Raw genomic sequence first — 25,039 nt, 5'->3', positions numbered from 1 at the left:
GCGCACGTGGGGGGTGCGGGATGGATCACTTGAAGCCGGTGGGCATGTACTGGTCGACGTTGGCCTTGTCGACGACGGCCGAGTACAGCGTGATCGAGGCGGGGATCTCGAACTCGGCCATGCCACCGATGCCCTTGCCCTGGCCGAGGGCGCGGGCGAGGTCGATCGCGGAGGCGGCCATGGTCGGCGGGTACAGGACGGTGGCCTTGAGGACGCCGTCGTCCTGCTTGATGGCCTGGAAGGCGGAGAGGGCGCCGGCGCCGCCCACCATCAGGAAGTCGTCGCGTCCGGCCTGCTCGATGGCGCGCAGCGCGCCCACGCCCTGGTCGTCGTCGTGGTTCCACAGCGCGTCGAACTTCGACTGGGCCTGGAGCAGCTGTGCCATCTTGGCCTGCCCGGACTCCACCGTGAACTCGGCGGCCTGCCGGGCGACCTTCTTGATGTTGGGGTAGTTCTTCAGGGCGTCGTCGAAGCCCTGGGTGCGCTGCTTGGTCAGCTCCAGGTTGTCCAGGCCGGCGAGCTCGATGACGCGGGCGTCGGACTTGCCCTTGAGCTTCTCGCCTATGTAGTGACCGGCGTTGAGCCCCATGCCGTAGTTGTCGCCGCCGATCCAGCAGCGGTACGCCTGCGGGGTGTTGAAGATCCGGTCGAGGTTGACGACCGGGATGCCCGCGCGCATCGCCTTCAGACCGACCTGGGTGAGGGCCTTGCCGTCGGCGGGCAGGACGACCAGGACGTCGACCTTCTTGTTGATGAGGGTCTCGATCTGCCCGATCTGCGCGGCGGTGTCGTTCGACCCCTCGGTGATCTCCAGCGTGACGTCGGAGTACTTCTTCGCCCGGCTCTTGGCGTTGTCGTTGATGGCGTTGAGCCAGCCGTGGTCGGCCTGCGGGCCGGCGAAGCCGATGGTGACCTGCTTGCCGGGCTTGTCGTCGGCGGCCGGCTGGTCGTTCGCGGCCGGCTCGTCCTTGGATTCGTTGCTGGTGCAACCCGTGAGAAGGGCACCCGCTCCGATGGCGGCGGTGCCGAAGAGCAGTCCTCTGCGACTGGTGAGCTCTGACATGACGGTGAACCCTTTCCTCAGGTCGTGCTCGCGGTACGGCGCTGGACCAGCACGGCGGCGACGATGATCGCGCCCTTGGCGATCTGCTGGACGTCGCTCTGCAGGTTGTTCAGGGCGAAGATGTTGGTGATCGTGGTGAAGATCAGGACGCCGAGGACGGAGCCGACGATGGTGCCGCGGCCTCCGGTGAGCAGGGTGCCGCCGATGATCGCGGCGGCGATGGCGTCGAGTTCGTAGAGGTTGCCGTTGGTGTTCTGGCCGGAGCCGGACAGGATGATCAGCAGGAACGCCGCGATGCCGCAGCACAGTCCGGACAGCAGATAGAGATAGAGCCGCTGGCGGCGGACATCGATGCCGGCGAGGCGGGCCGCTTCCGCGTTGCCACCGACGGCGACCGAGCGCCGTCCGAAGGTCGTGCGGTTCAGGACCAGCCAGCCGATGATCGTCACGACCGCGAACACCATGACCAGCGGCGGGATGCCGAGCACATAGGCGTCCCGCTCGCCGAGGTCCAGCACCGAGGGCACGGTGACGATCTGCGTCTTGCCGTCGGTGATCTGGAGGGCCAGGCCGCGGGCGGACGCCAGCATGGCGAGCGTGGCGATGAACGGGACCATCGCGCCGTACGCGATCAGCATGCCGTTGACCAGGCCGCAGCCCACGCCGACGATCACCGCGGTGAAGAGGATGCCGGCGAACCCGTACTCCTGGGTGGCGACCGTCGTCGCCCACACCGAGGCCAGCGCGACGATCGCGCCGACGGACAGGTCGATGCCGCCGGAGATGATGACGAAGGTCATGCCGACGGTGACGACGCCGATCACGGACGCCTGGGTGAGGACCAGTTGGAGGTTGCGGGTGTCCAGGAACTCGTCCGGCTTCGTGATGCCGCCGATGACGATCAGCGCGGCGAGGACGCCGAGCAGGGAGAGCGTGCGCACGTCGGCGCGGGCCATCAGGCCGCGCCAGGCGGGCGGTCCGTCGGCCGACGGCACCTTGCCGGTGCTGTCCCGCGGCGGTGAGGCGTGCTGCGTCATGACGCCGGGCTTCCTTCCATGACGAGGTCGAGTACGCGGTGTTCGTCGAGTTCACGCGCGGGGGCCGTGTGCACGACACGGCCCTCGCGCAGCACCAGGACGCGATCGGCGAGGCCCAGCACTTCGGGCACCTCACTGGAGACCAGCAGCACGGCGAGACCTTCGTCGGCCAGCCGGCGTACGACCGCGTACAGTTCCGCGCGGGCGCCGACGTCGACGCCGCGGGTGGGTTCGTCGAGCAGCAGCACGCGGCAGCCGCGCAGCAGCCAGCGGGCCAGGACGGCCTTCTGCTGGTTGCCCCCGGAGAGGGTGCTCACCGGCACGGACGGGTTGTCGGGCCGCAGCGACAGCTCGCGGGTCGCGGCCCGCGCGGCCCTGAGTTCGGCGCCGCGGTCGATCCAGCCGCCGCGCGAGAAGCGGGACATGGACGAGACCGACACATTGCGGGTGACGGACTCCAGCATCAGCAGCGCCTGCGCCTTGCGCTCCTCGGGGGCGAGCCCCAGCCCGGCGCGCACGGCGGCCCGCACACTGCCGGGCCTGAGCGCCCGCCCCTCCACGAGGACCTGACCGGCGGCGGGCTTGCGGGCGCCGTAGATCGTCTCCAGGATCTCGGAGCGCCCCGAGCCGACCAGTCCCGCGAGTCCGACGATCTCCCCGGGCCGCACGGTCAGGTCGAGGGCCTCGAACTCGCCCTCGCGGGCCAGCCCGTGCACCTCGAGCAGCGGCGGTCCGGCCGCCGTGTCCCTGGTCGGCCGCTCGGGAAAGACGTACTCCACGTTGCGCCCCGTCATCAGCGCCACGACCTCGCGGGTCGGCGTCGCCTTCGCGGGCAGTCCGCCCGCCACGGCCCGGCCGTCCTTCAGCACCGTCACCCGGTCGCCGATGCGGCGGATCTCCTCGAGCCGGTGCGAGATGTAGACGACGGCGACGCCCGCGGCGGTCAGGTCGCCGACGATCCGGAAGAGGTTGTCGACCTCGTCCGGGTCGAGGGCGGCGGACGGCTCGTCCATCACGATCAGCCGTACGTCGTGGGAGAGGGCCCGCGCCATCGACACGATCTGCTGCTGAGCCGCCGACAACTCGCCGACCAGGCGGCCGGGATCGATCTCGGGATGCCCAAGTCGCTTGAGCAGGGCGGCAGTCGACGTCCGGGCCGTCTTTCCCCGTACGACGAAGCCGGCGGCCGTGGGTTCATGGCCGAGGTGGACGTTCTCGGCCACGGACAGATGCTCGACCAGGTCGAGTTCCTGGTAGATGGTGGCGATGCCGAGGCGCATCGCGGCGATCGGTGAGCGGAGGGTGACCTCCTCGCCGCGCCAGCGGATGCTGCCGGTGTCCGGCTGATGGGCGCCGGCCAGTACCTTGATGAGGGTGGACTTGCCGGCTCCGTTCTGGCCGAGCAGGCAGTGCACCTCACCGGCCTGGACATCGAGGTCGACGCCGTCGAGGGCGCGGACTCCGGGGAAGGACTTGGTGATACCGGACATGCTGAGCAGCGGTGGTTCTGGTGCCATGAGGTCCCCTTGGCGGACGTGCGGGCCGGTTCAGGGCAGGGCGAGGCAGAGCAGGACGAGGCGGAGCAGGACGAGGCGGAGCAGGACGAGGCAGGGCAGGGCGGAGCAGCGGGTGGTGCCGGTGAGCCGTTTCGAGCCGGTGCTTACGCGGGTGAGAACAGGTGGTCGCTGATGAGCCGGGCGGCGCCGATGACTCCGGCGGTCGGGCCCAACTCACCTAGGACGATGGGGAGGTTGCCGGTCGCGAGGGGCAACGACTGGCGGTAGACCTGGGTGCGGATGGCGGCGAGCAGGTTGTGGCCGAGTCCGGTCACCCCACCGCCGATCACCACCAGGCCGGGGTTGAAGAAGCTGACGAGCCCGGCGATGACCTGCCCGACCCGGTTGCCGCCCTCGCGGATCAGATCGAGGGCGCTGGCGTCGCCCGCGGCAGCCGCGGCGGCGACGTCGACGGCGGTGAGGGTGCCGTTCGCCGCGAGCCGAGCGGCGAGTTCCTCCGACAGCCCCTGCTGGGCCGCCTCCACGGCGTCCCGGGCGAGGGCCGCCCCGCTGAAGTGGGCCTCCAGGCAGCCCCGGTTGCCACATGCGCAGGGGCGTCCGTCGGGTACGGCCTGGATGTGCCCGATGTCGCCCGCGCTGCCGGTGACACCGCGGTGGACGTCACCGCCCGCGACGATGCCACAGCCGATGCCGGTGCCGATCTTGACGCAGAGGAAGTCGCCCACGGAGCGTGCCACGCCCGCGTGCTGCTCCCCCATCGCCATGAGGTTCACGTCGTTGTCGACCATGACGGGGCAGCCGAGGTCCTGGCTGAGGGCCTCCCGCACCGGGAAGCCGTCCCAGCCCGGCATGATCGGCGGAGCCACCGGGATGCCCTCGGGGAAGCGGACCGGGCCCGGGACGCCGATGCCGGCGCCGTCGTACCCCTCCGCCAGGCCCGAGGCCCGCAACTTCGCGGCCATGGACAGGACTTGCTCGAAGACCGCGACAGGGCCCTCGCGGACGTCCATGGGCTGGTTGAGATGGCCGAGGATCTCCAGTTCGGCGTTGGTGACGGCGACGTCGACCGAGGTCGCGCCGATGTCGACGCCGAGGAAGCGCAGCCCGGGGTTGAGCCGGATGTTGTGGGAACGGCGGCCACCGCGCGAGGCGGCGAGTCCGTCGGCCACGGCCAGTCCCGTCTCCAGCAGCCGGTCCACCTCCACGGCCAGCTTGGATCGCGAGAGGTCGATCTGGTCGCCCAGCTGAGCACGGGAGTTGGGCCCGCCGTCGCGCAGCAGTTTCAGCAGTCGGGCCTGATGGGCGTTCGCGGGTCGCGCGGTCATCCGTCTCACGAGCCCCTCCCCGCCTCATTCGGCCTGTGCGCGCCGGGTTTCGGCCACCTCGGATGGCCTGCTTTCGAGGGGAACGTAGCAGTGGGCGCCAGGAGTGGGAAGAAGTTGCGCAGAGATTGCCGTCAACTTTCTCCACTCACAGGACAAAGCTCAGGACTTGGCGCGTGCGTGGTACGACCGGCGGGTGTACTCGGTGTGCTCCCGCATCAGCTGTGTGGCGCGCTGTTCGTCCCGCTCGGTGATCGCGGCGATCATCCCGCGGTGCTCGGTCCAGGACTGCTGCCCTCGCTGACGGGCGACGGGCGTGTGGTACCAGCGGACCCGGCGGTCGACCTGCGCGGCCAGTTCGGCGAGGACGGCGTTGCCCGCGAGCTCCATGATCTTCGTGTGGAAACGGGCGTTGAGGGCGACGGCCGTGTCCATGTCGTCCGCGGCGACCGCCTCCTCCCCCTCCGCGCACAGCTGCTCCAGGGCCGCGATGCCGGCGCTGTCCGCGTGGGCGGCGGCGAGCCGGGCCGCCTCGGCCTCCAGAAGCGTGCGGACGGTGAGGAGCTGGTCGGCCTCCTCCTCCGTCGGCTCGTGCACGAACGCGCCCTGTGCGGGCCGCAGATCGACCCAGCCCTCGGTGTTCAGCCGCTGGAGCGCCTCGCGCACCGGCTGCCGCGACACACCGAGCTGACCGGCGAGTTCGCTCTCGACGAGATGCTGACCCGGCTGGAGAACTCGGGTGGTGATGAGTTCGAGCAGCGCCTCGTAGACGCGGTCGCGCAGCGGGCCGGGCCGTTCGAGCTTGGGCACTGCGCCCTGCGGCAGTCCTGTCGACAACATCGGTTCCCCTCCTGGACGAACGCCTGCGACTACGGTCGGCAGCCGGCCGTCACCGGAAGACCGGGGTCGATTGTCTTTCGTCTACAGTCTACGACGCACAAAGGCCAAAGGTCGCAGGGGCCCAGGGAGTTGGCCGGATCACATGGACCGGCACACACGGACCATCACACATGGGCCGACGCACGTGGACCGACGCACACGGTCCCGACATCACGGGCGGCGGACGCTACGAGCAGCGCGCCTCACGGGCAGCGGACGACCTGGCCGGCGTACGAGAGATTCCCGCCGAACCCGAAGAGCAGCACCGGGTCACCGCCGGCGATCTTGCCCTGCTCCACCAGCTTGGAGAACGCGAGCGGGATGCTGCCCGCCGAGGTGTTCCCGGACTCGGCGACATCGCGCGCGACCACGGCGTTGACCGCGCCGAGCTTGAGGGCGAGGGGCTCGATGATGCGCAGGTTGGCCTGGTGCAGCACGACCCCGGCGAGGTCCTCCGGCGCGAGTCCCGCCCGCTCGCAGGCCCGGCGCGCGATGGCCGGCAACTGGGTCGTCGCCCAGCGGTAGACGCTCTGCCCCTCCTGTGCGAACCGTGCGGGCTGCCCCTCGATCCGCACCGCGTGCCCCATCTCGGGCACCGAACCCCACAGCACCGGCCCGATGCCGGCGTCCTCGGACGCCTCCACGACGGCCGCGCCCGCTCCGTCACCGACCAGCACACACGTCGAGCGGTCGGCCCAGTCGGTCACGTCGGACATTTTGTCGGCGCCGATCACCAGGGCGCGGCTCGCGGCGCCCGCGCGGACGGCGTGGTCGGCGGTGGCCAGGGCGTGGGTGAAACCGGCGCAGACGACGTTGACGTCCATCGCGGCGGGCGACGGGATGCCGAGCCGGGCAGCGACCCGGGCTGCCATGTTCGGGGAGCGGTCGATGGCGGTGGAGGTGGCGACCAGGACGAGGTCGATGTCGCCGGGGGCGAGGCCCGCACCCGCGAGCGCCTTGGCTGCGGCGTGCGCTGCCAGCTCGTCGACCGGCTCGTCGGGCCCGGCGATGTGGCGCGTACGGATGCCCACCCGGCTCCTGATCCACTCGTCACTGGTGTCGACCATGCCCGCCAGGTCCTCGTTGGTGAGTACCTTGGCAGGCTGATAGTGGCCGACTGCGGCGATGCGCGAGCCGTTCATCGATGGTGATCCCCTCGGGCTTCGGGTAGCGGGATTCACCAGTCTGATCAGTGACTCGCGGGTACGGCTGCATGTGATGCCACAGGAATCGAGGGTCGGCGTTGTCGGCTTCGATCAGACCCTCGGACACCCGAACAATTGTCGAACACCTAGCCGGTGAACAGCTGCGTAGCCTTCTGCACCAGTTCGTAGAGGCCGTACGCGAGCGGCACCCCGACCCATACCCAGGCAAAGGCGATCAACCCCCGCCGGGCGGGCGGCACGGCACTGCTGCCGCTACTGCTGTCGCTGGACATCCGCGGCCTCTTTCTCCTGCGCCGCCGGGGCGGGGAACTGATGGCGGGGGTGGACGGGCCGGACGAGTTCATCGGCGACGAAGCCGACGACCAGCAGCCCGATCATGATGAACAGGGACATGGTGTACAGGGACGCGCCGTCCTTGCCCGCCTCGGGAGCACGACGCGCCGCTGACCGACTCGGTGTGCGTGTACTGCGGTGTGGGCTGCAACCTCACCCTGCACGTGCAGGACAATGAGATCGTGGAGGTCACGTCACCGCACGACAACCCGGTGACCCACGGCAACCTCTGCCTCAAGGGCCGCCTCGGCTACCAGCACGTACAGAACCGGGACTGAGACACGACATGGGACGAGTCACGGAACGACGCAAGGTGATCCGCATCCGGGACGGCGCCGTCTCCAGCCGCCCGGACACGCTGGTCGCCGAGGAACCCCTGGAGATCCGGCTCGACGGCAAGCCGCTCGCGATCACCATGCGCACCCCGGGCGACGACTTCGCGCTCGCCGCGGGCTTCCTGGTGAGCGAGGGCGTGCTTGCCGAGAGGTCGGACCTGCAGAACATCGTCTACTGCGCGGGTGCCACCGATGGGGGCACCTCCCGCTCGAGCGGATTCGAGAGTGGGGGAGGCTCCAACACCTACAACGTGGTGGACGTGAAGACCGCCCCGGACGTGACCGTTCCCGACATCACCCTCGAGCGGAACGTCTACACGACCTCGTCCTGCGGGCTGTGCGGCAAGGCGAGCCTCGACGCGGTGCGGACGACGGCCCGCTGGCCGATGGCCGACACTCCCCCGGTCCGTCTCGACGCCGATCTGCTCGCGAGCCTCCCCGACCGGCTGCGCGCGGCCCAGCGGGTCTTCGACCGGACCGGGGGGCTGCATGCGGCGGCGCTGTTCTCCGAGGACGGCGAGCTGCTGGACGCACGGGAGGACGTGGGTCGGCACAACGCGGTCGACAAGCTGGTCGGCCGCGCCCTCCAGAACGGCGATCTGCCGCTGTCCCGGGCGATCCTGCTGGTCTCGGGGCGGGCCAGCTTCGAGCTCGCCCAGAAGGCGGTGATGGCGGGGATTCCGGTGCTGGCGGCGGTCTCGGCTCCCTCGTCGCTGGCGGTGGATCTCGCCGTGGAGACGGGACTGACGCTGGTGGGCTTCCTGCGGGGCAGCTCCATGAACGTGTACGCGGGCGAACACCGGCTGACCCTGCGGACCGCGGCCGTCCAGGGCTGAGCGAGCTCACCGCGACGCGCCGGCGGGGCCCCGACCGGCGGGGGCGCCCCCTGCGCCGTCAAGGGGACCCGCCGTGAACCTGCCCGGCGGCGGCTCAGGAGACCGAGAACGTCACGTCCGTCGCCCGTACCACCGTGCCCAGCCTGGGGAAGTCGAGCCGGACCGACGCCTCGTGCTCCGCGGCCGTGAACGCCGTCATCGCGTCCTCCACGAAGACCAGGTCGTAGCCGAGGTCGGCGGCTGCCCGGGCCGTGGACTCGACGCCGAGGTTGGTGGCGATGCCGCCGAACACCAGGGTGGTGACGCCGCGTCGACGCAGTCGGTCGTCCAGGGGCGTGCCCTGGAAGGCGCCGATCGTCCGCTTCACGATCTCGATGTCGCCGCCCTCCAGCGGTCCGTCCCCCAGCGGTCCGTCCCCGAGCGGTCCGTCCACCTGCCGTCCGCCCACCAGCAGTCCATCCACCAGGCCACTGCCGGGCGGCTGTTCGGCGACGCCGGGGCGTTCGACGCGGATCAGCACGACGACCGCTCCCGCCGAGCGGAAAGCGGTCGCCAACTCCTCGCAGACGACGAGGACTTCGTTTCCCTTGTGGGGTTCCAGCGGCAGGGCGACGATACGGTCCATCAGATCGACCAGCACCAGCGCGGTGCTTGCGGGGTCGAGTGCCACGGGTTCGGATGCGAGCGGTGCGGTCATGACGGAACGTTATCCGTCGGATGCTCCGCGTACCCGGCATCCGGATCAACCGGTCCGCGAAACGGGTTCTCGTCGGCTGCCGGAGATGCCGGAGAGACCGGAGAGCACCCGAGGGAAAGCGGTACTCCATCCGTGATGTGACACGTGCACGGTTCTTGTGATGCGTACGAGAGCCCAACTAACGTCTGCGATGCGCACCTTGGACGTGGGATGTCCGAATGTTCAGATGCCTGGACGCATGACCAGACGATGAAGGGCGGGCCCGCACCATGCCGTCAAGAGTTCGCGCACATCTCAGAGCTGCCCTCGTCGCGGCCGTCGCCATCACGGCGACGGCCGCGATCTCTGCTCCGGCCCAGTCCCGGCCCACGCCCCGGACACCACTGTTCGAGCAGCAGGTGCTGTTCCGGGCCGGCCAGGATCCGGGCTACGCCTGCTTCCGCATCCCGGCGATCGTGAGGAGCAACGACGGCACCCTGCTCGCCTTCGCCGAGGGGCGGGTGCTCAACTGCGGTGACGCCGCCGACATCGACATCGTGCTCAAGCGGTCGACCGACGGCGGCCGGACCTGGGGGCCGCTCCAGGTCGTCAACGAGGGCGACGGCGACACCCACGGCAACCCCGCACCCGTAGTGGACCGTGCGAGCGGGCGCATCCTCCTGGCGGAGACGTACAACACCGGCCGTACGGACAGCGGCAGTTGTTCCGTGCCCTGCGACCGCACCCCGCATCTCCAGTACAGCGACGACGACGGACGCACCTGGTCCGAGCCGCGCGATCTGAGCGCCGAGATACTGCCCGCCCACTGGAACTCCTGGTACGCCACCGGACCCGTGCACGGCATCCAGCTCACCAAGGGCGAGCACGCCGGGCGACTGGTCCTCGGCGTCAACACCGAGACCTGGGACGGCGAGCGAAGCGAGATGGGGGTCCCCCCGGCCGAAGGCTGGGGGAGGGTCACCGCCAACCACGCCGCCCTGGTCGTCAGCGACGACGGCGGCGACAGCTGGCGGATCGGCGCCACCGACTCCTGGCCCATCTCCGCCGCCGACGGCACCTTCCGGCAGAAGCCGTCCGAGGTGACCGTCGCCGAACGCGAGGACGGCACCGTCCTCATCAGCGGCCGGGAACAGGACGGCACCGACCTCGGGCACCGCTCCCAGACGTACAGCCGCGACGGCGGCGACAGCTTCACGGGCAGGTTCCGCGACCTCCCGGACCTCTACACGCCCCAGGTGCAGGGCGCCACGCTGCGCCTGGGCGACCGCATGCTGCTGTCCGCGCCCGGCGATCCCGACCGCCGGCGGACCATGATGATCCGGTCCTCCTGGGACGGCGGTGATACCTGGGAGGGCGTGGACCGCGGCAAGGTCGTCACCACCGACTGGTCCGGGTACTCCGACATGGTGGACATCGACGCCGCCACGGTGGGCCTGATGTACGAGGGCGGTGCCGTCGACGCCCGCGACGAGATCCGCTTCGCCCGCTTCACCGAGGACTGGCTCGGACCCCGCCGCGGCCCCGACCCGACCACCCCCGACCTCGCGCCGGGCGCGCCCCGGGCGAGCGTCCTCGGCGGGGCCGGCACGACCGACGGTGTGTTGGGCGGGGCCCTGGAGTTCGACGGCTCCGACGACGCCGTACGGCTGCCGTACCGCTCCCGACTCCCGCTCGGCACGGGGAACTTCACGGTCTCGCTGTTCTTCCGCTACTCCGCCGCCCGCGGCGAGCAGCCGTTCCTGTGGATGGGCGGGACCGGCAGCACCCAGCCGCAGATCTGGCTGCGCGGCGAACCCGACAACGACCGGGTCCGGGGCCTGATCACGACGCGAGAGGGATTCGGGACCGTGCGCACCGCCTCCGTCTGGGCCGGCGGCGCCCACAACGACGGGCGGTGGCACCACCTCGCCCTGCGGCGCGGCGGCGGCAAGCTGACGCTCTTCCTCGACGGCAGGGCGATCAGCACCGCGGACGTGGCCGGTTCGGTCAGCCGCAACTCGCCGTTCGGCGTGCACATCGGCCAGCGCATGGACAGCCGGGCCTTCCTCACGGGCGCCCTCGACGACGTCCGTGTGTGGAACCGGGCGCTCGGCGACTCGGAGTTGGCAACCTCGGCACGGGCCGCCGGCCGTAAATCCTCGGTCACCGCCGACACCGTGCTGTGGCTGCCCATGGACCGGATGCGCTGAGGCCACTACCGTCCCAGGGGTGCCCGACGACGCACGAGTACGGCAGCGTACGGGAACCGGCCTCGGACTGCTGCTGGCCCTGGTTCTCGCGGCCGTGCTGCTCACCGCCCTTCCGGACGACGGCGAACGGGAGGGCGGTGGCGCGTGCGCACCCCACACCGTCGCGTCCTGGTCGGCCGACCGGCGGCTCACCGCCGAGTTCGCCCGCTACGGCGACGACCCCACCCGCATCGACGACTGGACCGGCGGCGACGGCACCCATTCGGTGCGGCTGCCGGACGGCCGGCTGCTGTGGCTGTTCTCGGACACCTTCCTGGGGCAGGTGTACGCGCCGCCCAACCCGTTCGGTGAGTCCCACACCTGGCGGGACACCACCGCCCCCATGGTGCGCAACTCGGCGGTCGTCATGCGCGACGGCCGCCTGGAGCGCACCCTCGCCGCCCCGCTCTTCCCGGACCCCGCGCCGAACCAGTGGCGCTGGCCGGTCGCCGCCCGCGTCGAGCCCCGCTCCCCCGGCTCGTCCGAGCGGGTCGTACGGGTACTGCTGTGGGTGCGCACGGCAGGGCAGGCCCCGTGGATCTACGGTGTGCCGACCGCCACCGAGGTCGCCACGCTCTCGCTGCCGGAGCTGCGGGTCGAGTCGGTCGTGAATGTCTTCGACCAGCAGTTGGTGCCGGATCCCTCCCGGCGGGTCCTGTTCGGCACGACGCTGGTCGAGGAGGGCGGCTGGACGTATGTCTTCGGCGGTGACGACGGCCAGGCCGCGTCCCGACCGGCCTCGCACGCGTATGTCGCGCGCGTGCCGCGGGGCAGGCTCGCGGAGCCGGGCGCCTGGCGGTACTGGGACGGATCCCGGTGGGCGAAGGCGGGTGCACGGCCGCGTGCGATGCTCGGGGACGGGAAGCGCAAGGGGGTCGGGAGCGCGTTCTCGGTGGTGCGCGTGCGAGGGACGTACATGCTGTTCACGATGGCCGCGGGGACCGACGGGCTGACGACGGTGACTTCGTACTGGGCCTGCTCCCCGACCGGTCCGTGGCACGGGCCGACGAAGGACTTCAGCCCCGCGCTGCCGCGGGGCGGCCAGGTCGCCGCCTACAACCCGCAGGTGCACCCCGAACTGAGCGGCGACGGACGTCTCGTGTTGAGCTATGACGTCAACTGGCTGGAGACGACCGGCGCCGCGGCCCAGCTCAGCCGGAACGTGTCCCTGTACCGACCGCGGTTCGTGACGCTGCGGCCGGCTCCGACCCGCTGACCGCCTCCGGGTCGTGGGCGCGGCGCTTGGCGATGACCGCGCACACCATCAGCTGCATCTGGTGGAAGAGCATCAGCGGCAGCACGGCGAGCGAGGCGTGGGCGCCGAACAGGACGCTCGCCATGGGCAGGCCGGCGGCGAGGGACTTCTTCGAGCCGGCGAACTGGATGGCGATGCGGTCCTCGCGGCCGAAGCGCAGCGCCTTGGCGCCGTACCAGGTCAGGGCGAGCATCACGGCCAGCAGCACGGCCTCGACGGCGAGCAGGCCGCCCAGCCGTGCCGGGCTCACCTGGTGCCAGATGCCCTGGACCATGCCCTGGCTGAACGCGGTGTAGACGACGAGCAGGATCGAGCCGCGGTCGACGAGCCCCAGGACCTTCTTGTGCCGGGTGACGAATCCGCCGATCCAGCGGCGCAGCGCCTGCCCGGCGAGGAACGGCACCAGCAGCTGAAGCACGATCCTCAGCAGCGAGTCGGCGGAGAACCCGCCGACGCCGGAGCCCAGTACGGCCGCGGCGAGGAGCGGGGTGAGGACGATGCCGACGATCGAGGAGAAGGAGCCCGCGCAGATCGCCGCGGGCACGTTGCCGCGGGCCATCGAGGTGAACGCGATCGACGACTGGATGGTCGACGGGACGAGGGTGAGGAAGAGCAGACCCTGGTGGAGCGGGTCGGTCAACAGGACCGGGACGAGCCCGCGGGCGGCGAGGCCGAGCAGCGGGAAGACGAGGAAGGTGCAGGCCAGCACGGTGACGTGGAGCCGCCAGTGCTTCAGCCCGTCCATCGCCTCACGGGTGGACAGCCGGGCGCCGTAGAGGAAGAACAGGAAGGCGATCGCGGCCGTGGAGGCGCCGGAGGCCACGTCGGACGCCGTCCCGCGCGCCGGGAAGAGGGCCGCGAGGCCGACGGTCCCGAGCAGCAGCAGTATGTACGGGTCGATCGGCATCCGACGGGGCCATCGCAGGCGTTTCACTGTGCTCCACTACTTCGCTCTCTCGACTCGGCTGTCGCCTCGCCGGCTTCGGGTTCCCGGCACGGACGTGCCCTCCCCATCGTCCTCCGACGCTCACCGATCGGGAATCCCGCATACCATTCTGACTGTCATCACGATCTGCGATGACGGCGGCTACCCTGGTCAGCATGTACGACCCCTCCCACCTCCGTACGTTCCTGGCGGTCGCCCAGACCCTGAGCTTCACCCAGGCCGCCCGGCGGCTCGGTCTGCGCCAGTCGACCGTCAGCCAGCATGTGCGGCGCCTGGAGGACGCCACCGGCCGGCCGCTGTTCTCCCGGGACACCCATTCCGTGGAGCTGACCGAGGACGGTGAGGCGATGCTCGGCTTCGCCCGCCGGATCCTGGAGGTGCACGAGCAGGCGACGGCGTTCTTCACCGGCACCCGGCTGCGCGGCAGGCTCCGCTTCGGCGCGTCCGAGGACTTCGTCCTGACCCGGCTCCCGGAGATCCTTGAGGGCTTCCGCCACGACCACCCGGAGGTCGACCTGGAGCTGACGGTCGAGCTCTCCGGCACCCTGCACGAGCAACTGGCCGCCGGGAAGCTGGACCTGGTGCTGGCCAAGCGGCGCCCGGAGGACCGGCAGGGCGAGCTGGTGTGGCACGACCGGCTGGTGTGGATCGGCGCGCAGCGGCTGCGGCTGGAGCCGGACCGCCCGGTCCCGTTGATCGTCTACCCGCCGCCCGGCATCACCAGGGCGCTGGCCCTGGAGGCCCTGGAGCGTCTGGGCCGCGAATGGCGGATCGTCTGCACGAGCGGCAGCCTGAACGGCCTGCTCGCCGCGGCCCGGGCCGGCCTCGGCGTGATGGCCCACTCCCGGGGCCTGATCCCGCCGGGCCTGTCCCGCGTTCCCGAGCGGGCGGGGCTGCCCGCGCTGGGCCGAGTGGATTTCGTCCTCATCCACGGCCACCGCCGCCCGGCCGCCCAGAACGCCGCGGACGCCCTGGCGGCGACGATTTTGGCGGGCGGGGACCGGTTGCACCGGCGATGAAGATCGAGGCGACCGGCCCCGATGCCAGCACCCGGCCCCGGGAGCGGACCGGTGACTCGAGGATGGCATGATCGACTCGGGTCGTGGCGGGTGATCGGGTCGTACAGATTCGGTGGAGATTACGGGCCCGAAACTTACTCCACGGTCAGTTTTCTGTCCGACCCTTCCCCATGTGAGCGCATTTTCCCGCGCTGACCTGTGCATACCTGAGCCCTGCTCGCCTTTCGCCCCCTCCCCTCCTCACGAAGAGTGAGGTAGCTTTCACGGCGCTGAGCGGAGCTTTTCAGCCGAAACATTCGGAGCGGGCAGCGGGGAGCGGGTTTGCGCGAGTTCACCAACCCTCCGTTGGCGTTGGCGCCGCCGGTGGGCGGCCTGGCCGACGTCGTCTTCGAGCATGCCCAGGAGGACCCCCTCAAGGTCGCTCTCGGCCGCAAGGACGACAGCGGCCGGTGGCGGGACGTCACCTCCGCGGAGTTCCGCGACGAGGTGCTGGCCCTTGCCAAGGGGCTGCTGGCCCGCGGCATCCGGTTCGGCGACCGCGTCGCGATCATGTCCCGTACCCGGTACGAGTGGACGCTGTTCGACTTCGCCCTGTGGACCGTCGGCGCCCAGGTGGTGCCGATCTATCCCACCTCCTCGGCCGAGCAGTGCTTCTGGATGCTGTACGACGCCGAGTGTTCGGCCGCGATCGTCGAGCACGAGGACCACGCGATGACGATCGCCACCGTCATCGACCGGCTTCCCCAGCTGCACCAGCTGTGGCAGCTGGACGCGGGTGCGGTGCCGGAGCTGTACGAGGCCGGGGCCCACCTCGACGACGAGGTCGTCCACCGCCACCGGCAGGCGGTCACACCCGACTCGGTCGCCACGATCATCTACACCTCGGGCACGACCGGGCGCCCCAAGGGGTGTGTCATCTCGCACGGCAACTTCATGTACGAGGCGGACACCGTCGTCGAGCGCTGGGAGCCGGTGTTCCACTCCAAGAAGGGCGACGAGGCGGCGACGCTGCTGTTCCTGCCGCTCGCGCATGTCTTCGGACGCATGGTGCAGGTCGCCGCGATCCGCGGCCGGGTGCGCTTCGGTCATCAGCCGCAGATGCACGCGGCTGCGCTGCTGCCGGACCTCGCGGCGTTCCGGCCGACGTTCTTCCTGGCCGTGCCGTACATCTTCGAGAAGGTCTTCAACGCCGCCCGCCGCAAGGCCGAGAAGGAGGGCAGGGCGGGCGCCTTCGAGAAGGCCGTCGATGTCGCCGTGAAGTACGCGGACGCCCTGGAGGCCAAGGCCTGGGGCGTCGGCCCGGGCCCGTCGGCCGGTCTGCGGATGCAGCACCAGATCTTCGACAAGCTCGTCTACGCCAAGATGCGCGCGGCGATGGGCGGCCGTATCCGGCACGCCATGTCCGGCGGTTCGGCGATGGACCGGCGGCTCGGGCTGTTCTTCGCCGGGGCCGGCGTGCACATCTACGAGGGCTACGGCCTCACCGAGTCCACCGCGGCGGCGACCGCCAACCCGCCGGACCGCACCCGCTTCGGCACCGTCGGCCGCCCCATCCCGGGCGTGACCGTGCACATCGCGGACGACAACGAGGTCTGGCTGCACGGCGCCAACGTCTTCCAGGGCTACCTCAACAACCCGAAGGCCACCGACGAGACCCTGCACGACGGCTGGCTCGCCACCGGCGACCTGGGCTCCCTCGACGAGGACGGCTACCTCACCATCACCGGCCGCAAGAAGGAGATCCTTGTCACGTCCGGCGGCAAGAGCGTCTCGCCGGGTCTGCTGGAGGAACGCGTCCGCGACCATCCCCTGGTCTCGCAGTGCATCGTGGTCGGCAACGACCGCCCGTACATCGCGGCCCTGGTCACCCTCGACCAGGAGGCCGTGGAGCACTGGCTGATGATGCGGGACAAGCCGCAGATGACACCGGCTGAACTGGTGCGCGACGCGGACCTGGAGACGGAGGTGCGGCGCGCGGTCGTGGCCGCCAACACGCTTGTCTCGCAGGCCGAGTCGATCCGCACCTTCCGTATCCTCGCCCAGCCCTTCACCGAGGAGCACGGACTGCTCACGCCCTCACTGAAGTTGAAGCGCAAGGCGATCGAGAACGCCTACTCCGGAGAGGTCGAGGCGCTGTACCAGGCCTGAGGGCCGATCGGTTCGAACGGATTCCGCCGTCAGGAATGCATCGCGGCTCGTGATCGTTGACGATATGAGTACCACCTGACGACAACCGTAAGGATCACAAGCTCGTGAGCAAGGTCCCCCCGATCTCCCTCAACAACGGCGTCGAGATGCCCCAGCTGGGCTTCGGCGTCTGGCAGGTGCCGGACGACGAGGCGGAGCGCGCGGTCACCACGGCGCTCGAGGCCGGGTACCGCAGCATCGACACAGCGGCGATCTACGGCAACGAGGAGGGCACCGGCAAGGCCATCGCCGCCTCCGGCCTCCCCCGCGAGGACGTCTTCGTCACCACCAAGCTCTGGAACAGCGACCAGGGGTACGACTCCACCCTCCGCGCCTTCGACCTGTCGCTGGAGAAGCTGGGCCTGGACTATGTGGACCTGTACCTCATCCACTGGCCGATGCCGGCCCGCGGCACGTACGTCGACACCTACAAGGCCTTCGAGAAGCTGCACGCCGACGGCCGGATCCGTGCCATCGGGGTCTCCAACTTCCTTCCGGAACACCTTCGCCGGCTGATCGACGAGACGTCGGTCGTCCCGGCGGTGAACCAGATCGAGCTGCACCCCCACCTTCAGCAGCAGGTCTCCCGCGAGTTCCACGCCGAGCAGGGCATCGCCACCGAGGCCTGGTCGCCGCTCGGCCAGGGCAAGGGGCTGCTGGAGGTCCCGGCGATCGTCGCCATCGCGCAGAAGCACGGCCGCACCCCGGCCCAGATCGTGCTGCGCTGGCACCTCCAGCTGGGCAACGTCGTGATCCCGAAGTCCGTGACGCCGTCGCGGATCAAGGAGAACATCGAGGTCTTCGACTTCAGCCTGGACGACGAGGACCTCGCGGCGATCAGCGCGCTGAACGAGGACCGGCGTATCGGTCCGGACCCGGCGACGTTCGCGGCCTGACCGCCACGCCGGCGGCGGCGCACCCGCCACCGCCCAAGCCCCTTCGCCCGCGCGCCCGCACCGCCCGCCCCACCGCGCGCCCGCCGCTCGGACGGCCGAGCGGCGGGCGGACGCGTTCACGCGCGGGAGAGAGCCGGGCTCGCGGGGCGGTCGGCGCCCGACCGCGCGCCTCAGTGCTCGCGCACGTCGGTGAAGACGACCTCGAACTCCTCCAGTCCCGTCACGGTCACATGCGCCTTGGCCGCGCCCTCGTGCCTGGCCGCCGCCTGACCCGAACGGGACGCCTCCAGGGCGGCATGGTCGACGAACAGCACTCCGACCATCCCCCGTCCCCGCTCCCGGTCGATCAGCAGTGAGGCCCGGGCCAGACCCGTCAGAGTCTCGAGCCGGGTCACCACCGTCGTCCGGAACGTGTCGGCAAGCAGGTCCGCGTCCCTGGGGTCGAAATCCAGCCTGGTGAGCCGCAGTCCGCCGCCCGCCTGCGGATGCCGCACCTGGTGGAAGACCGCCGCCTCGTAGTTCTCGACGGCCAGGGTGCCCGCGAACGGCTCCAGCATCGCCGCCCGCCGCTCGCGCAGCACCTCGTCGCTGTTGCGCCGTGCCTGCTCCGAGTCCCACCAGCTCGCCGCCAGGAGCTTGCCGAGCGTCCGGTCCACGAAGACACTCGCGCCGCGGTAGCCCGGACGGTCCTCCAGCAGATCCCGCCCCTCTGTGTTCATCGCCCTGATGGCAGTGTCGATCTTCGTGGGATCGCCGGTCGTGTAAATGGCGCGTACGAACATGACACCTCCCGGAAAACCGGGCTCGCATCCGAAATCTTCGGCATGTCCAGTCTTCTACCGGGGTCATGACGCCGCAATCAGCACAGAATGCGCAAATAAGGAAACTTTCCCAACAGGAGGATCCCTCACGTGCGCATCAGGACGCTGACCCTGGCCGCGGCCCTCGCCGCCGCGCTGCCGATCGCCGGGCTGCTCCCCGCGAGTGCCGTCGGCACCCCGGAGCCACCGCCGTCCCCCCGACCGGGCCCGGTCGCCGCGGCCGAGCTCCTCGCGAAGGTGAGGTCCTGCTCGCAGATCTCGAACGGCAAGTACCGCACCGACCAGACGGCCCCGGCCACGGTCCCCGTCTGCGGCACGGCCGGTGCGGTCTTCTGGCAGGCGGACATGGACATCGACTGCGACGGCCGGCGCACGGACAAGTGCAACGAGATCGCGGACCCGTGGTTCCTGCCCGACACGGCGTTCCATCAGTCCGACGGCGAACCGCTGAGGTCGGACACGCTGCCGTACGTCGTCGTCCCCGGCCCCAGCGGGATCTGGGACTACCGCGCGGCGGGCATCACGGGCGGGAGCGTGGCCGCCGTCGTCCACGGCGATCAGGTCCTGTACGCCGTCGTCGGCGACACCGGCCCGCAGCGCATCATCGGTGAGGCCTCCTACGCCGCCGCTGAGCGTCTGGGCATCGACCCCGACCCGGCGACCGGCGGGACGGCCTCCGGCGTGACGTACATCCTCTTCAAGAACTCGCGGATCTCCCCCATCGAGAGCCACAGCGCGGCGGTGTCGATGGGCGAGCAGCTGGCGAGGGAGTTCATCGCGAACGACTGACCGCAGGCGTGCGTGCGGACGAGGCGCCGGCCGGCGTCACTTCGTCCGCACGGCCGTGTGCACGGTCTGCGCCGCGAGCACGAAGACATCGGGACGGTGGTGCACGCTCGCCTTGTCGTCCGGGTCCAGGAGCCGGTCGAGGGTGGCGCGGTCGTCGGTGTCGAGGCGGTCGCCGAGGCCCTCGCGGATACGGGTCAGCCGGGCGACGACGTAGGCGCGGGCACGGTCCGTGGTGGGGGCCGGCAGATCGAGCAGGAAGGTGCGGGTGCCGCTCGGCCGCAGACCGGCGGCGGTGAGCAGGGCCGGCCAGTCCTCGGTCTCGGAGACCGAGCCGGGCAGGTCCGCCCGCATCGCGGCGAACCACTCGGCCTCCAGCGCGTCCAGGCGCGCCTGGAGGCCCGGGCGCCCGAAGCCGATGTCGCGCGGCAGGAACCGGGCCGGGAGGCCGCCTTCCTGAAGCGCCAGCGTGCCGCCGCGGGCGAGACGGTCGGCGAATGCGGCGAGGGCGGCGCGCTGGTCGCCCAGATGGTGCAGACTGCGGCCCGCCCAGAGCAGGTCGACCGGGTAGTCCAAGTCGTCCAGTACGCCCGGGAGTTCACCGGCGAGAGTGCCGAACCGGTCGGCGACGCCGAGCCGCTCGGCGTTTGCCCGGGCCCGTTCCAGCAGCGGCTCGGACGCGTCGACGGCGACGACCCGGGCGCCGGGGAAGGCGTCGGCGAGGAGGCAGGCGACGACGCCGGGCCCGCTGCCCGCGTCCACGATCAGCCCCGGCTCGGTCTGCCGCTTCGCCAGCCAGGCCAGAGCGTGCTCGTACAGGGGCGTGAACAGCTCCGCCTCCGTCTGGAGCAGCGGGGCCATCTCGTCCCAGTCGATGTCGCCGTGATCGTGGCCGTGGCCGTGGCCGTGGTTGTGACTGTGGCTGTGGCTGTGGCTGTCGCCGTGGCCGTGATCGTGGTGCCGGGGGTCGTCGTGGTGGGGGTCGTCGTGCGCCATGGTGGTCAGCCTCTCGTCCGGATGCCGACAGCGTGCGCCGACGCACCGCCACGGGGCCACTGTCCTTGCCGTAACCGCAAAAAAGCGGGCCCTGAAAATGCGGTGCGGTGACGGGCCGGGACACTGACCAGCCGGGGTCACCGCACCGGTGCGCGCAGCCCGAGTCGCTGTCCCGCTCAGGCTCTTCACCTGGGAGCCGCGTCCTCGCGGCGCCGGAGGCGCAGCACTGTTCCGCCCGCCGCCAGCGTCCCCACGGCACCCGCCGCGACGCCCAGGGCCAAGCCGCCGCTGAAGCCCGACCCCTTGCCCGATGCCGGGGCCTCAGGGGCAGCCGAGACCTTCACCTCGGTGTTCAGGACGATCGAAGGGTAGTCGCAGACATAGTCGCGGTCCTTCTCCGTCACGCAGTCGGCGTCCCTGTGCCGCAGCGTGAACGTCACGCGATAGGTGCCGGGCTTCACGTTCTTCTTGATCCGGCCCGCACCCACCCACGCGCTCTTGGTGTCGCCGAGGGTGGTGTCGTCGGTCAGCGCCGGACCGGAGACCTCCACCGACGTCGGGTGCGGATTGCCGGGGCGTGCCTTGACCGTGAGTTCCACCAACTCGCCAGGTGCTGCCGAGCCGCTGACGGAGACGTATCCCCGTCCGGGCGACGGGAGTGGATCGGCGTGCGCCGCCCCGGCGCACCCGAGCAGGGTCAGCGGCACCGCAATTGCGGCGAGTCCGCACCGCACGGACGAGCGTGTGAAGTGGATCATATGCGCTTTCCCCTGCCCGAAGTGGTCATACGATCATGACCGACCGTGACGCACTCACGCCATGCCGCGTGACGCGCGTCTCATCTGATCTGGGGGATTCGACCATGAAGTTACGCAGAGCACTGAGTGCCGTGGCGGGGGCCGCCGCACTCGTTCTGCTGCCGGGCCTTCCGGCGTACGCGGACCCGAGCGGCCCGCCTCCCTCGGGGAGTGCCACCCCGAGCGCCCCGGCGGAACAGCCTTCCGTACCGCCGACTCCCGTCCCGGCGGGCGGGGATGACGACGCGCGCGGGTTCACACCGGCCGACGCCGACAGCTACTGGACCGCGGAGCGCATGCGGGCCGCGAAGCCCGTGCAGGAGCAGCAGGCCAAGCAATTTCCGGCCCCGTCCAGGACACCGCGCTCTCCCAGCAAACCTTTCGAGGGGCTGCCGGTCGTCGGCACCTTCTTCTGGAACGACGGAACCGACACCGGCCGCTTCTGTGGTGGCACGGTCGTCAAGAGCCCCGGCAAGAACATCGTGATGAGCGCCGGTCACTGCTTCGACGACCAGGACGCGCGCAAGAACCTCACGTTCGTCCCGCAGTACGACGACGGCAGGAAGCCGCACGGCGCCTTCACCGTCAAGCCCGGGCGTATCTATGTCGACAAGCGCTACCTGTCCAAGGGCCCGGACGCCGCGGCCGACCTCGACTTCAATTTCCTGCAGATCGAACCGCGCGGCGGCAAGCAGGTCCAGGACGTCGTCGGCGGGGCCGAGCTGATGATCAATGCCGGGTACGCCCACGACCCGGTCCGCCTCATCGGCTACCCGGCCAACCAGAAGCGCCCGCTGGACTGCACGGACAAGACCGTCCGCTACAACAGCACCGACCCGAAGATCCCGGGCAGTTTCCTGCGGATCGCGTGCGACAAGTACTCCGGCGGCGCGTCCGGCGGCCCGTTCCTCGTCAAGCGGGGCGGCGGCTGGGGCCTGATCGGCGTCATCGGCGGCTGGAAGACCGGCGGCGACAAGGACGACATCTCCTACAGCTCCTACCTCGACGCCGACGCCAAGGCACTGTACGACGACGCCGTCAACAACCGTCAGCCGGCCGGCCGTGGTGTGCTGGGCAAGGCCGAGACCTGGAAGCACGCCGAGGTCATGGCCGGGGGCTACTTCACCGACGGCAACCCCGGGACGTGGGACTACTCCGACCTGATCGTGCGCTGGTCCGACGGCGAAGTGACCCTGTACCGCGGCGCGGGTGAGGACGGCGACAACTTCGACAAGGAGTTTCGTCTCACCGGGCCCAACGGCACCTGGAAGCACGCCGCGACCATCGCGGCGGGCGACTTCACCGGTGCCGACCGGGACGACCTGATCGTCCGCTGGACCGACGGTGAGCTGACGCTCTATCCCGACGTCGACGAGCGGGGTTTTCACGGCGAGGTCCAGTTGCAGAAGCCCAACGCCTTGTGGAAGCACGCCATTTCCATCACCGGTGGCCGCTATACGAGCAGCAACAAGTGGACCGACGACCTGCTGGTCCGCTGGAGCGACGGCGAGGTCACCCTGTACACCGACGTCAACCGCGACGGCTTCCACGGCGAGAAGAAGCTCGCCGCGCCCAACGGCACCTGGAAGCACGCCGCGACGCTCACCTCGGGCGACTTCACCGGCAACGATCAGCACGACCTCATGGTGCGCTGGACCGATGGCGAACTGACCCTCTACAAGGACCTCGACCAGAACGGCTTCCACGGCGAGATCCAGGTCAAGAAACCCAACCGGCTCTGGACCCACGCCACCATCCTGGGCGCCGGCGACTACACGGAGAACCGCCACCCCGACGACTTCCTGGTGCGGTGGTCCGACGGTGAGGTCTCCATGTACCCGGACGCCGACGAGACCGGCCTGAACCGCGAGATCACCCTGGTGTACCCGCCCGCGTGACATCTCCCGGCGAGCAGGGGAAGGGCTCTTCCGTCACGCGGAGGAGGAGCCCTTCCCGACGGATCGCTCTCATCGCGCCCGCGACGGCTTCTTGTCGCCGAAGAGCCATACGTCGAAGAGCTTCGCCAGGTTCTTCCCGGCCTTGTCCTCGCACAGCGCGATGAACTGCCCGGTATCGGCGTTGCCGTGCCGGTGCTGTCGGGTCCAGGTACGGAGGACGTCGAAGAAGGTCTTGTCACCGACCGCCTCGCGTACCTTGTGCACCACCATGGCGCCGCGTCCGTAGACCGGCGGGTCGGAGACGCGTGCCGCGTCGGGGGGGTCTGCCGGGGGGAAGGCCCAGATGCCCTCGCTCTCGGGGTCCGTGCCGTCGTAGAAGTCCTCGAAGATCTCGTCGGCGCTCCTCCCGCCCTGCCCCTCCTCCCAGAGCCACTCCGCGTACGTGGCCAGCCCCTCGTTGAGCCAGATGTCCTTCCACTCGCGCGGGGTGACGGAGTTGCCGAACCACTGGTGCGCCAGCTCGTGCACGAGCAGCTTCTCGTCCGGCGCCTCGTCGAAGTAGGGCTTGGTCTGGGTCTCCAGGGCATAGTCGAGCCCGGGCAGATGGTCGACGATCGCGCCGGCGGAGGAGAAGGGGTAGGGACCGAAGCGTTCGCTTCCCCAGTCGACGATCTCGGGCACGAGTGCCGTGACGTCGACGTCCGCGGCGGCCTCCGACTCATCCGGGTCGACGGCGACGTACACGGGTACGTCATCGCCGGTACGGCCCTTGTGGACCTCGAAGTAGCCGACGGAGACGTGAGCGAGATAATCGGCCATGGGCTCTTCGGTGCGCCAGTGCCGGGTCACCGTCCCGCCCTTGTCCTCTTCCGAGATCAGTTCGCCGTTGCCGACCACGTCGTAGGGGTCGCCGTCCTCGTCCTTGGGCACGGTGACCGTGATGTCGTAGGTGGCCTTGTCGGAGGGGTGGTGGTTGCCCGGGAACCAGGTCATGGAACCGGCGGGCTGGCCGAGGGCGGTCGAGCCGTCGTCGGTCTCGATCCAGCCCTCCCGGCTTCCGTCGTCGTTCTCGATCGTGCGGGGGGTGCCGTCGTAGGTGACGACCGTCTTGAAGGTGTCGCCGTCCATGACGGGTTTCGCCGGTGTCACCAGCAACTCGTCCTTCGCACGCGTGTATCGGGCCTTCACCCCCTGCACCGTGACCTGGCGGACGTGCAGCCCTGACAGGTCGAGGTCGAAGCGGCTCAGGCCCTGTTCGGCGCGGGCTGTGATGACAGCCGTGCCCTTCAGACGGTTCGTCTCGGGCACGTAGTCCAGGGTCAGTCCGTAGTGCGCCACGTCGTAGCCGCCGTTGCCCAGTGCCGGGAACAGCCGGTCACCCACGCCGGCCGCGCCGGGTGTCGAGGCCACGGCGGCACCGTCCCGCGACGCGGAGCCGGTGCAGGAGGTCGTCATGGCCAGGAGGAGTACCGCAGCCGGAATCCGGCCGGAAAGAAGGCCCGAGGCCATCGGCCGAACCCGACGGCCGTTCGCTGTACGCGGTTTCATCTCGTGTCTCCAGTCGATCGGGGGACGCGAGACGTCAGAAACCCTGCCTCGTCTCTTGGTTGCCTCCTGCTTCGTAAAGAATTCTTTGCACTCATCCGGCTGACACGCTCATCACCATGATCAATGATGGTGATGAGCGCGGGCCGCGCTGACCACCGGCCTTCGGCTCCGACAGGGGAATTCTGGCCGGCACCCGAGAGCCATGACTCCGGGATGAGCTCGCCGAGTTCCAGCGGAACGCGACTTCTCGCCGTCTTCCCATTCTCACCGGTTCACGACGGCGTTCGGTCTGCGTTTTTTTGGCTGTTCACGGGAGGGGAAATGAAGAAATACATTACTGCGGGAGCCTCTTTGGGGGTGGCTCTGGCCGCCCTGCTCGGCACCGCCCATGCATCTCAAGCAGCGTCCGCCCAGCCTTACTCGTGCACCAAGTCCGCCTATTCGGCAGGCGGGAAGCACTATGGGAAGGTGCGATGC

At 70.2% G+C, this 25,039-nt stretch carries 21 protein-coding genes and 2 pseudogenes; 9 read left to right on the top strand and 14 right to left on the bottom strand.

Annotated features, from left to right (window positions below):
* Positions 1-25 precede the first annotated feature (25 nt).
* The 8 genes and pseudogenes from ACHBTE_RS01470 to ACHBTE_RS01435 form a co-directional block, all read right to left on the bottom strand.
* Positions 26-1,063, bottom strand: a complete 1,038-nt coding sequence (locus ACHBTE_RS01470) for a substrate-binding domain-containing protein (protein WP_394721401.1) — start codon at positions 1,061-1,063, stop codon at positions 26-28.
* A gap of 17 nt (positions 1,064-1,080) precedes the next feature.
* A complete protein-coding gene (locus ACHBTE_RS01465; protein ID WP_394721400.1) occupies positions 1,081-2,100 on the bottom strand; it encodes an ABC transporter permease in 1,020 nt (339 codons plus the stop codon).
* Positions 2,097-3,617 (bottom strand): sugar ABC transporter ATP-binding protein, encoded by a 1,521-nt coding sequence (locus ACHBTE_RS01460; RefSeq protein WP_394721399.1) that lies wholly within the window; start codon positions 3,615-3,617, stop codon positions 2,097-2,099. The genes ACHBTE_RS01465 and ACHBTE_RS01460 overlap by 4 nt, the downstream gene beginning before the upstream one ends.
* Before the next feature lie 143 nt (positions 3,618-3,760).
* Positions 3,761-4,942, bottom strand: a complete 1,182-nt coding sequence (locus tag ACHBTE_RS01455) for an ROK family protein (RefSeq protein WP_394721581.1) — start codon at positions 4,940-4,942, stop codon at positions 3,761-3,763.
* A gap of 159 nt (positions 4,943-5,101) precedes the next feature.
* Positions 5,102-5,779, bottom strand: coding sequence for a GntR family transcriptional regulator (locus tag ACHBTE_RS01450; protein ID WP_394721398.1), 678 nt, complete (start codon positions 5,777-5,779; stop codon positions 5,102-5,104).
* 242 nt (positions 5,780-6,021) lie between these two features.
* On the bottom strand, positions 6,022-6,960 hold the full coding sequence (locus tag ACHBTE_RS01445; RefSeq protein ID WP_394721397.1) for a beta-ketoacyl-ACP synthase III: 939 nt from the start codon (positions 6,958-6,960) through the stop codon (positions 6,022-6,024).
* 149 nt (positions 6,961-7,109) lie between these two features.
* Positions 7,110-7,256, bottom strand: coding sequence for a hypothetical protein (locus ACHBTE_RS01440; RefSeq protein WP_394721396.1), 147 nt, complete (start codon positions 7,254-7,256; stop codon positions 7,110-7,112).
* Positions 7,237-7,425: pseudogene (locus ACHBTE_RS01435) on the bottom strand (MFS transporter); the annotation flags it as partial. The pseudogene ACHBTE_RS01435 and the gene ACHBTE_RS01440, both read right to left, overlap by 20 nt.
* Before the next feature lie 5 nt (positions 7,426-7,430).
* Here ACHBTE_RS01435 and ACHBTE_RS01430 point away from each other — a divergent pair.
* Both ACHBTE_RS01430 and fdhD read left to right on the top strand, forming a co-directional pair.
* Positions 7,431-7,595, top strand: a pseudogene (locus ACHBTE_RS01430) (Fe-S-binding domain-containing protein); the annotation flags it as partial.
* An 8-nt stretch (positions 7,596-7,603) separates the two neighbouring features.
* Positions 7,604-8,488 (top strand): formate dehydrogenase accessory sulfurtransferase FdhD, encoded by an 885-nt coding sequence (fdhD, locus tag ACHBTE_RS01425; protein ID WP_394721395.1) that lies wholly within the window; start codon positions 7,604-7,606, stop codon positions 8,486-8,488.
* Positions 8,489-8,582: 94 nt separating this feature from the next.
* On the opposite strand, the gene ACHBTE_RS01420 is transcribed toward fdhD, so the two are convergent.
* Positions 8,583-9,185, bottom strand: a complete 603-nt coding sequence (locus ACHBTE_RS01420) for an isochorismatase family protein (protein WP_394721394.1) — start codon at positions 9,183-9,185, stop codon at positions 8,583-8,585.
* A gap of 269 nt (positions 9,186-9,454) precedes the next feature.
* Between ACHBTE_RS01420 and ACHBTE_RS01415 the strand changes: the two genes are divergently transcribed.
* The gene (locus tag ACHBTE_RS01415; protein WP_394721393.1) at positions 9,455-11,374 is read left to right on the top strand and encodes an exo-alpha-sialidase; all 1,920 of its coding nucleotides are present in this window, start codon (positions 9,455-9,457) and stop codon (positions 11,372-11,374) included.
* A gap of 19 nt (positions 11,375-11,393) precedes the next feature.
* Positions 11,394-12,629: a DUF4185 domain-containing protein gene (locus ACHBTE_RS01410; RefSeq protein WP_394721392.1), complete on the top strand. Its 1,236-nt coding sequence runs from the start codon at positions 11,394-11,396 to the stop codon at positions 12,627-12,629.
* On the opposite strand, the gene ACHBTE_RS01405 is transcribed toward ACHBTE_RS01410, so the two are convergent.
* Complete coding sequence (locus ACHBTE_RS01405; protein ID WP_394721391.1) at positions 12,565-13,575, bottom strand: bile acid:sodium symporter family protein; 1,011 nt, start codon at positions 13,573-13,575, stop codon at positions 12,565-12,567. The two genes, ACHBTE_RS01410 and ACHBTE_RS01405, sit on opposite strands and share 65 nt — an antisense overlap.
* Before the next feature lie 194 nt (positions 13,576-13,769).
* On the opposite strand from ACHBTE_RS01405, the gene ACHBTE_RS01400 reads away from it, so the two are divergent.
* The 3 genes from ACHBTE_RS01400 to ACHBTE_RS01390 all read left to right on the top strand — a co-directional run bounded on the left by ACHBTE_RS01400 (position 13,770) and on the right by ACHBTE_RS01390 (position 17,716).
* Positions 13,770-14,633: a LysR substrate-binding domain-containing protein gene (locus tag ACHBTE_RS01400; protein ID WP_394721390.1), complete on the top strand. Its 864-nt coding sequence runs from the start codon at positions 13,770-13,772 to the stop codon at positions 14,631-14,633.
* Between the two features lie 321 nt (positions 14,634-14,954).
* Positions 14,955-16,781 (top strand): AMP-dependent synthetase/ligase, encoded by a 1,827-nt coding sequence (locus tag ACHBTE_RS01395; RefSeq protein WP_394721389.1) that lies wholly within the window; start codon positions 14,955-14,957, stop codon positions 16,779-16,781.
* Between the two features lie 146 nt (positions 16,782-16,927).
* The gene (locus ACHBTE_RS01390) at positions 16,928-17,716 is read left to right on the top strand and encodes an aldo/keto reductase (RefSeq protein WP_394721580.1); all 789 of its coding nucleotides are present in this window, start codon (positions 16,928-16,930) and stop codon (positions 17,714-17,716) included.
* 170 nt (positions 17,717-17,886) lie between these two features.
* Here ACHBTE_RS01390 and ACHBTE_RS01385 read toward each other — a convergent pair whose 3' ends face one another.
* Positions 17,887-18,498 (bottom strand): hypothetical protein, encoded by a 612-nt coding sequence (locus ACHBTE_RS01385; protein ID WP_394721388.1) that lies wholly within the window; start codon positions 18,496-18,498, stop codon positions 17,887-17,889.
* Positions 18,499-18,627: 129 nt separating this feature from the next.
* Between ACHBTE_RS01385 and ACHBTE_RS01380 the strand changes: the two genes are divergently transcribed.
* Positions 18,628-19,326, top strand: a complete 699-nt coding sequence (locus ACHBTE_RS01380) for a glycoside hydrolase family 75 protein (RefSeq protein ID WP_394721387.1) — start codon at positions 18,628-18,630, stop codon at positions 19,324-19,326.
* Positions 19,327-19,362: 36 nt separating this feature from the next.
* Here the strand turns inward: ACHBTE_RS01380 and ACHBTE_RS01375 are convergent, their stop codons facing one another.
* Entirely contained in the window at positions 19,363-20,319 is a 957-nt protein-coding gene (locus tag ACHBTE_RS01375; RefSeq protein WP_394721386.1) for a class I SAM-dependent methyltransferase, read from the bottom strand.
* 185 nt (positions 20,320-20,504) lie between these two features.
* Positions 20,505-21,077, bottom strand: a complete 573-nt coding sequence (locus ACHBTE_RS01370; RefSeq protein ID WP_394721385.1) for a hypothetical protein — start codon at positions 21,075-21,077, stop codon at positions 20,505-20,507.
* A gap of 104 nt (positions 21,078-21,181) precedes the next feature.
* On the opposite strand from ACHBTE_RS01370, the gene ACHBTE_RS01365 reads away from it, so the two are divergent.
* Positions 21,182-23,014, top strand: coding sequence for a trypsin-like peptidase domain-containing protein (locus ACHBTE_RS01365; RefSeq protein ID WP_394721384.1), 1,833 nt, complete (start codon positions 21,182-21,184; stop codon positions 23,012-23,014).
* 69 nt (positions 23,015-23,083) lie between these two features.
* Here ACHBTE_RS01365 and ACHBTE_RS01360 read toward each other — a convergent pair whose 3' ends face one another.
* Complete coding sequence (locus ACHBTE_RS01360; protein ID WP_394721383.1) at positions 23,084-24,469, bottom strand: M1 family metallopeptidase; 1,386 nt, start codon at positions 24,467-24,469, stop codon at positions 23,084-23,086.
* Positions 24,470-25,039 lie beyond the last annotated feature (570 nt).

It is taken from the genome of Streptomyces sp. M41, from assembly GCF_043673425.1.
GTDB lineage: Bacteria > Actinomycetota > Actinomycetes > Streptomycetales > Streptomycetaceae > Streptomyces.
The sequence above is the reverse complement of the archived record's forward strand: the minus strand, read 5'-3'. Positions and strand labels throughout refer to the sequence as shown.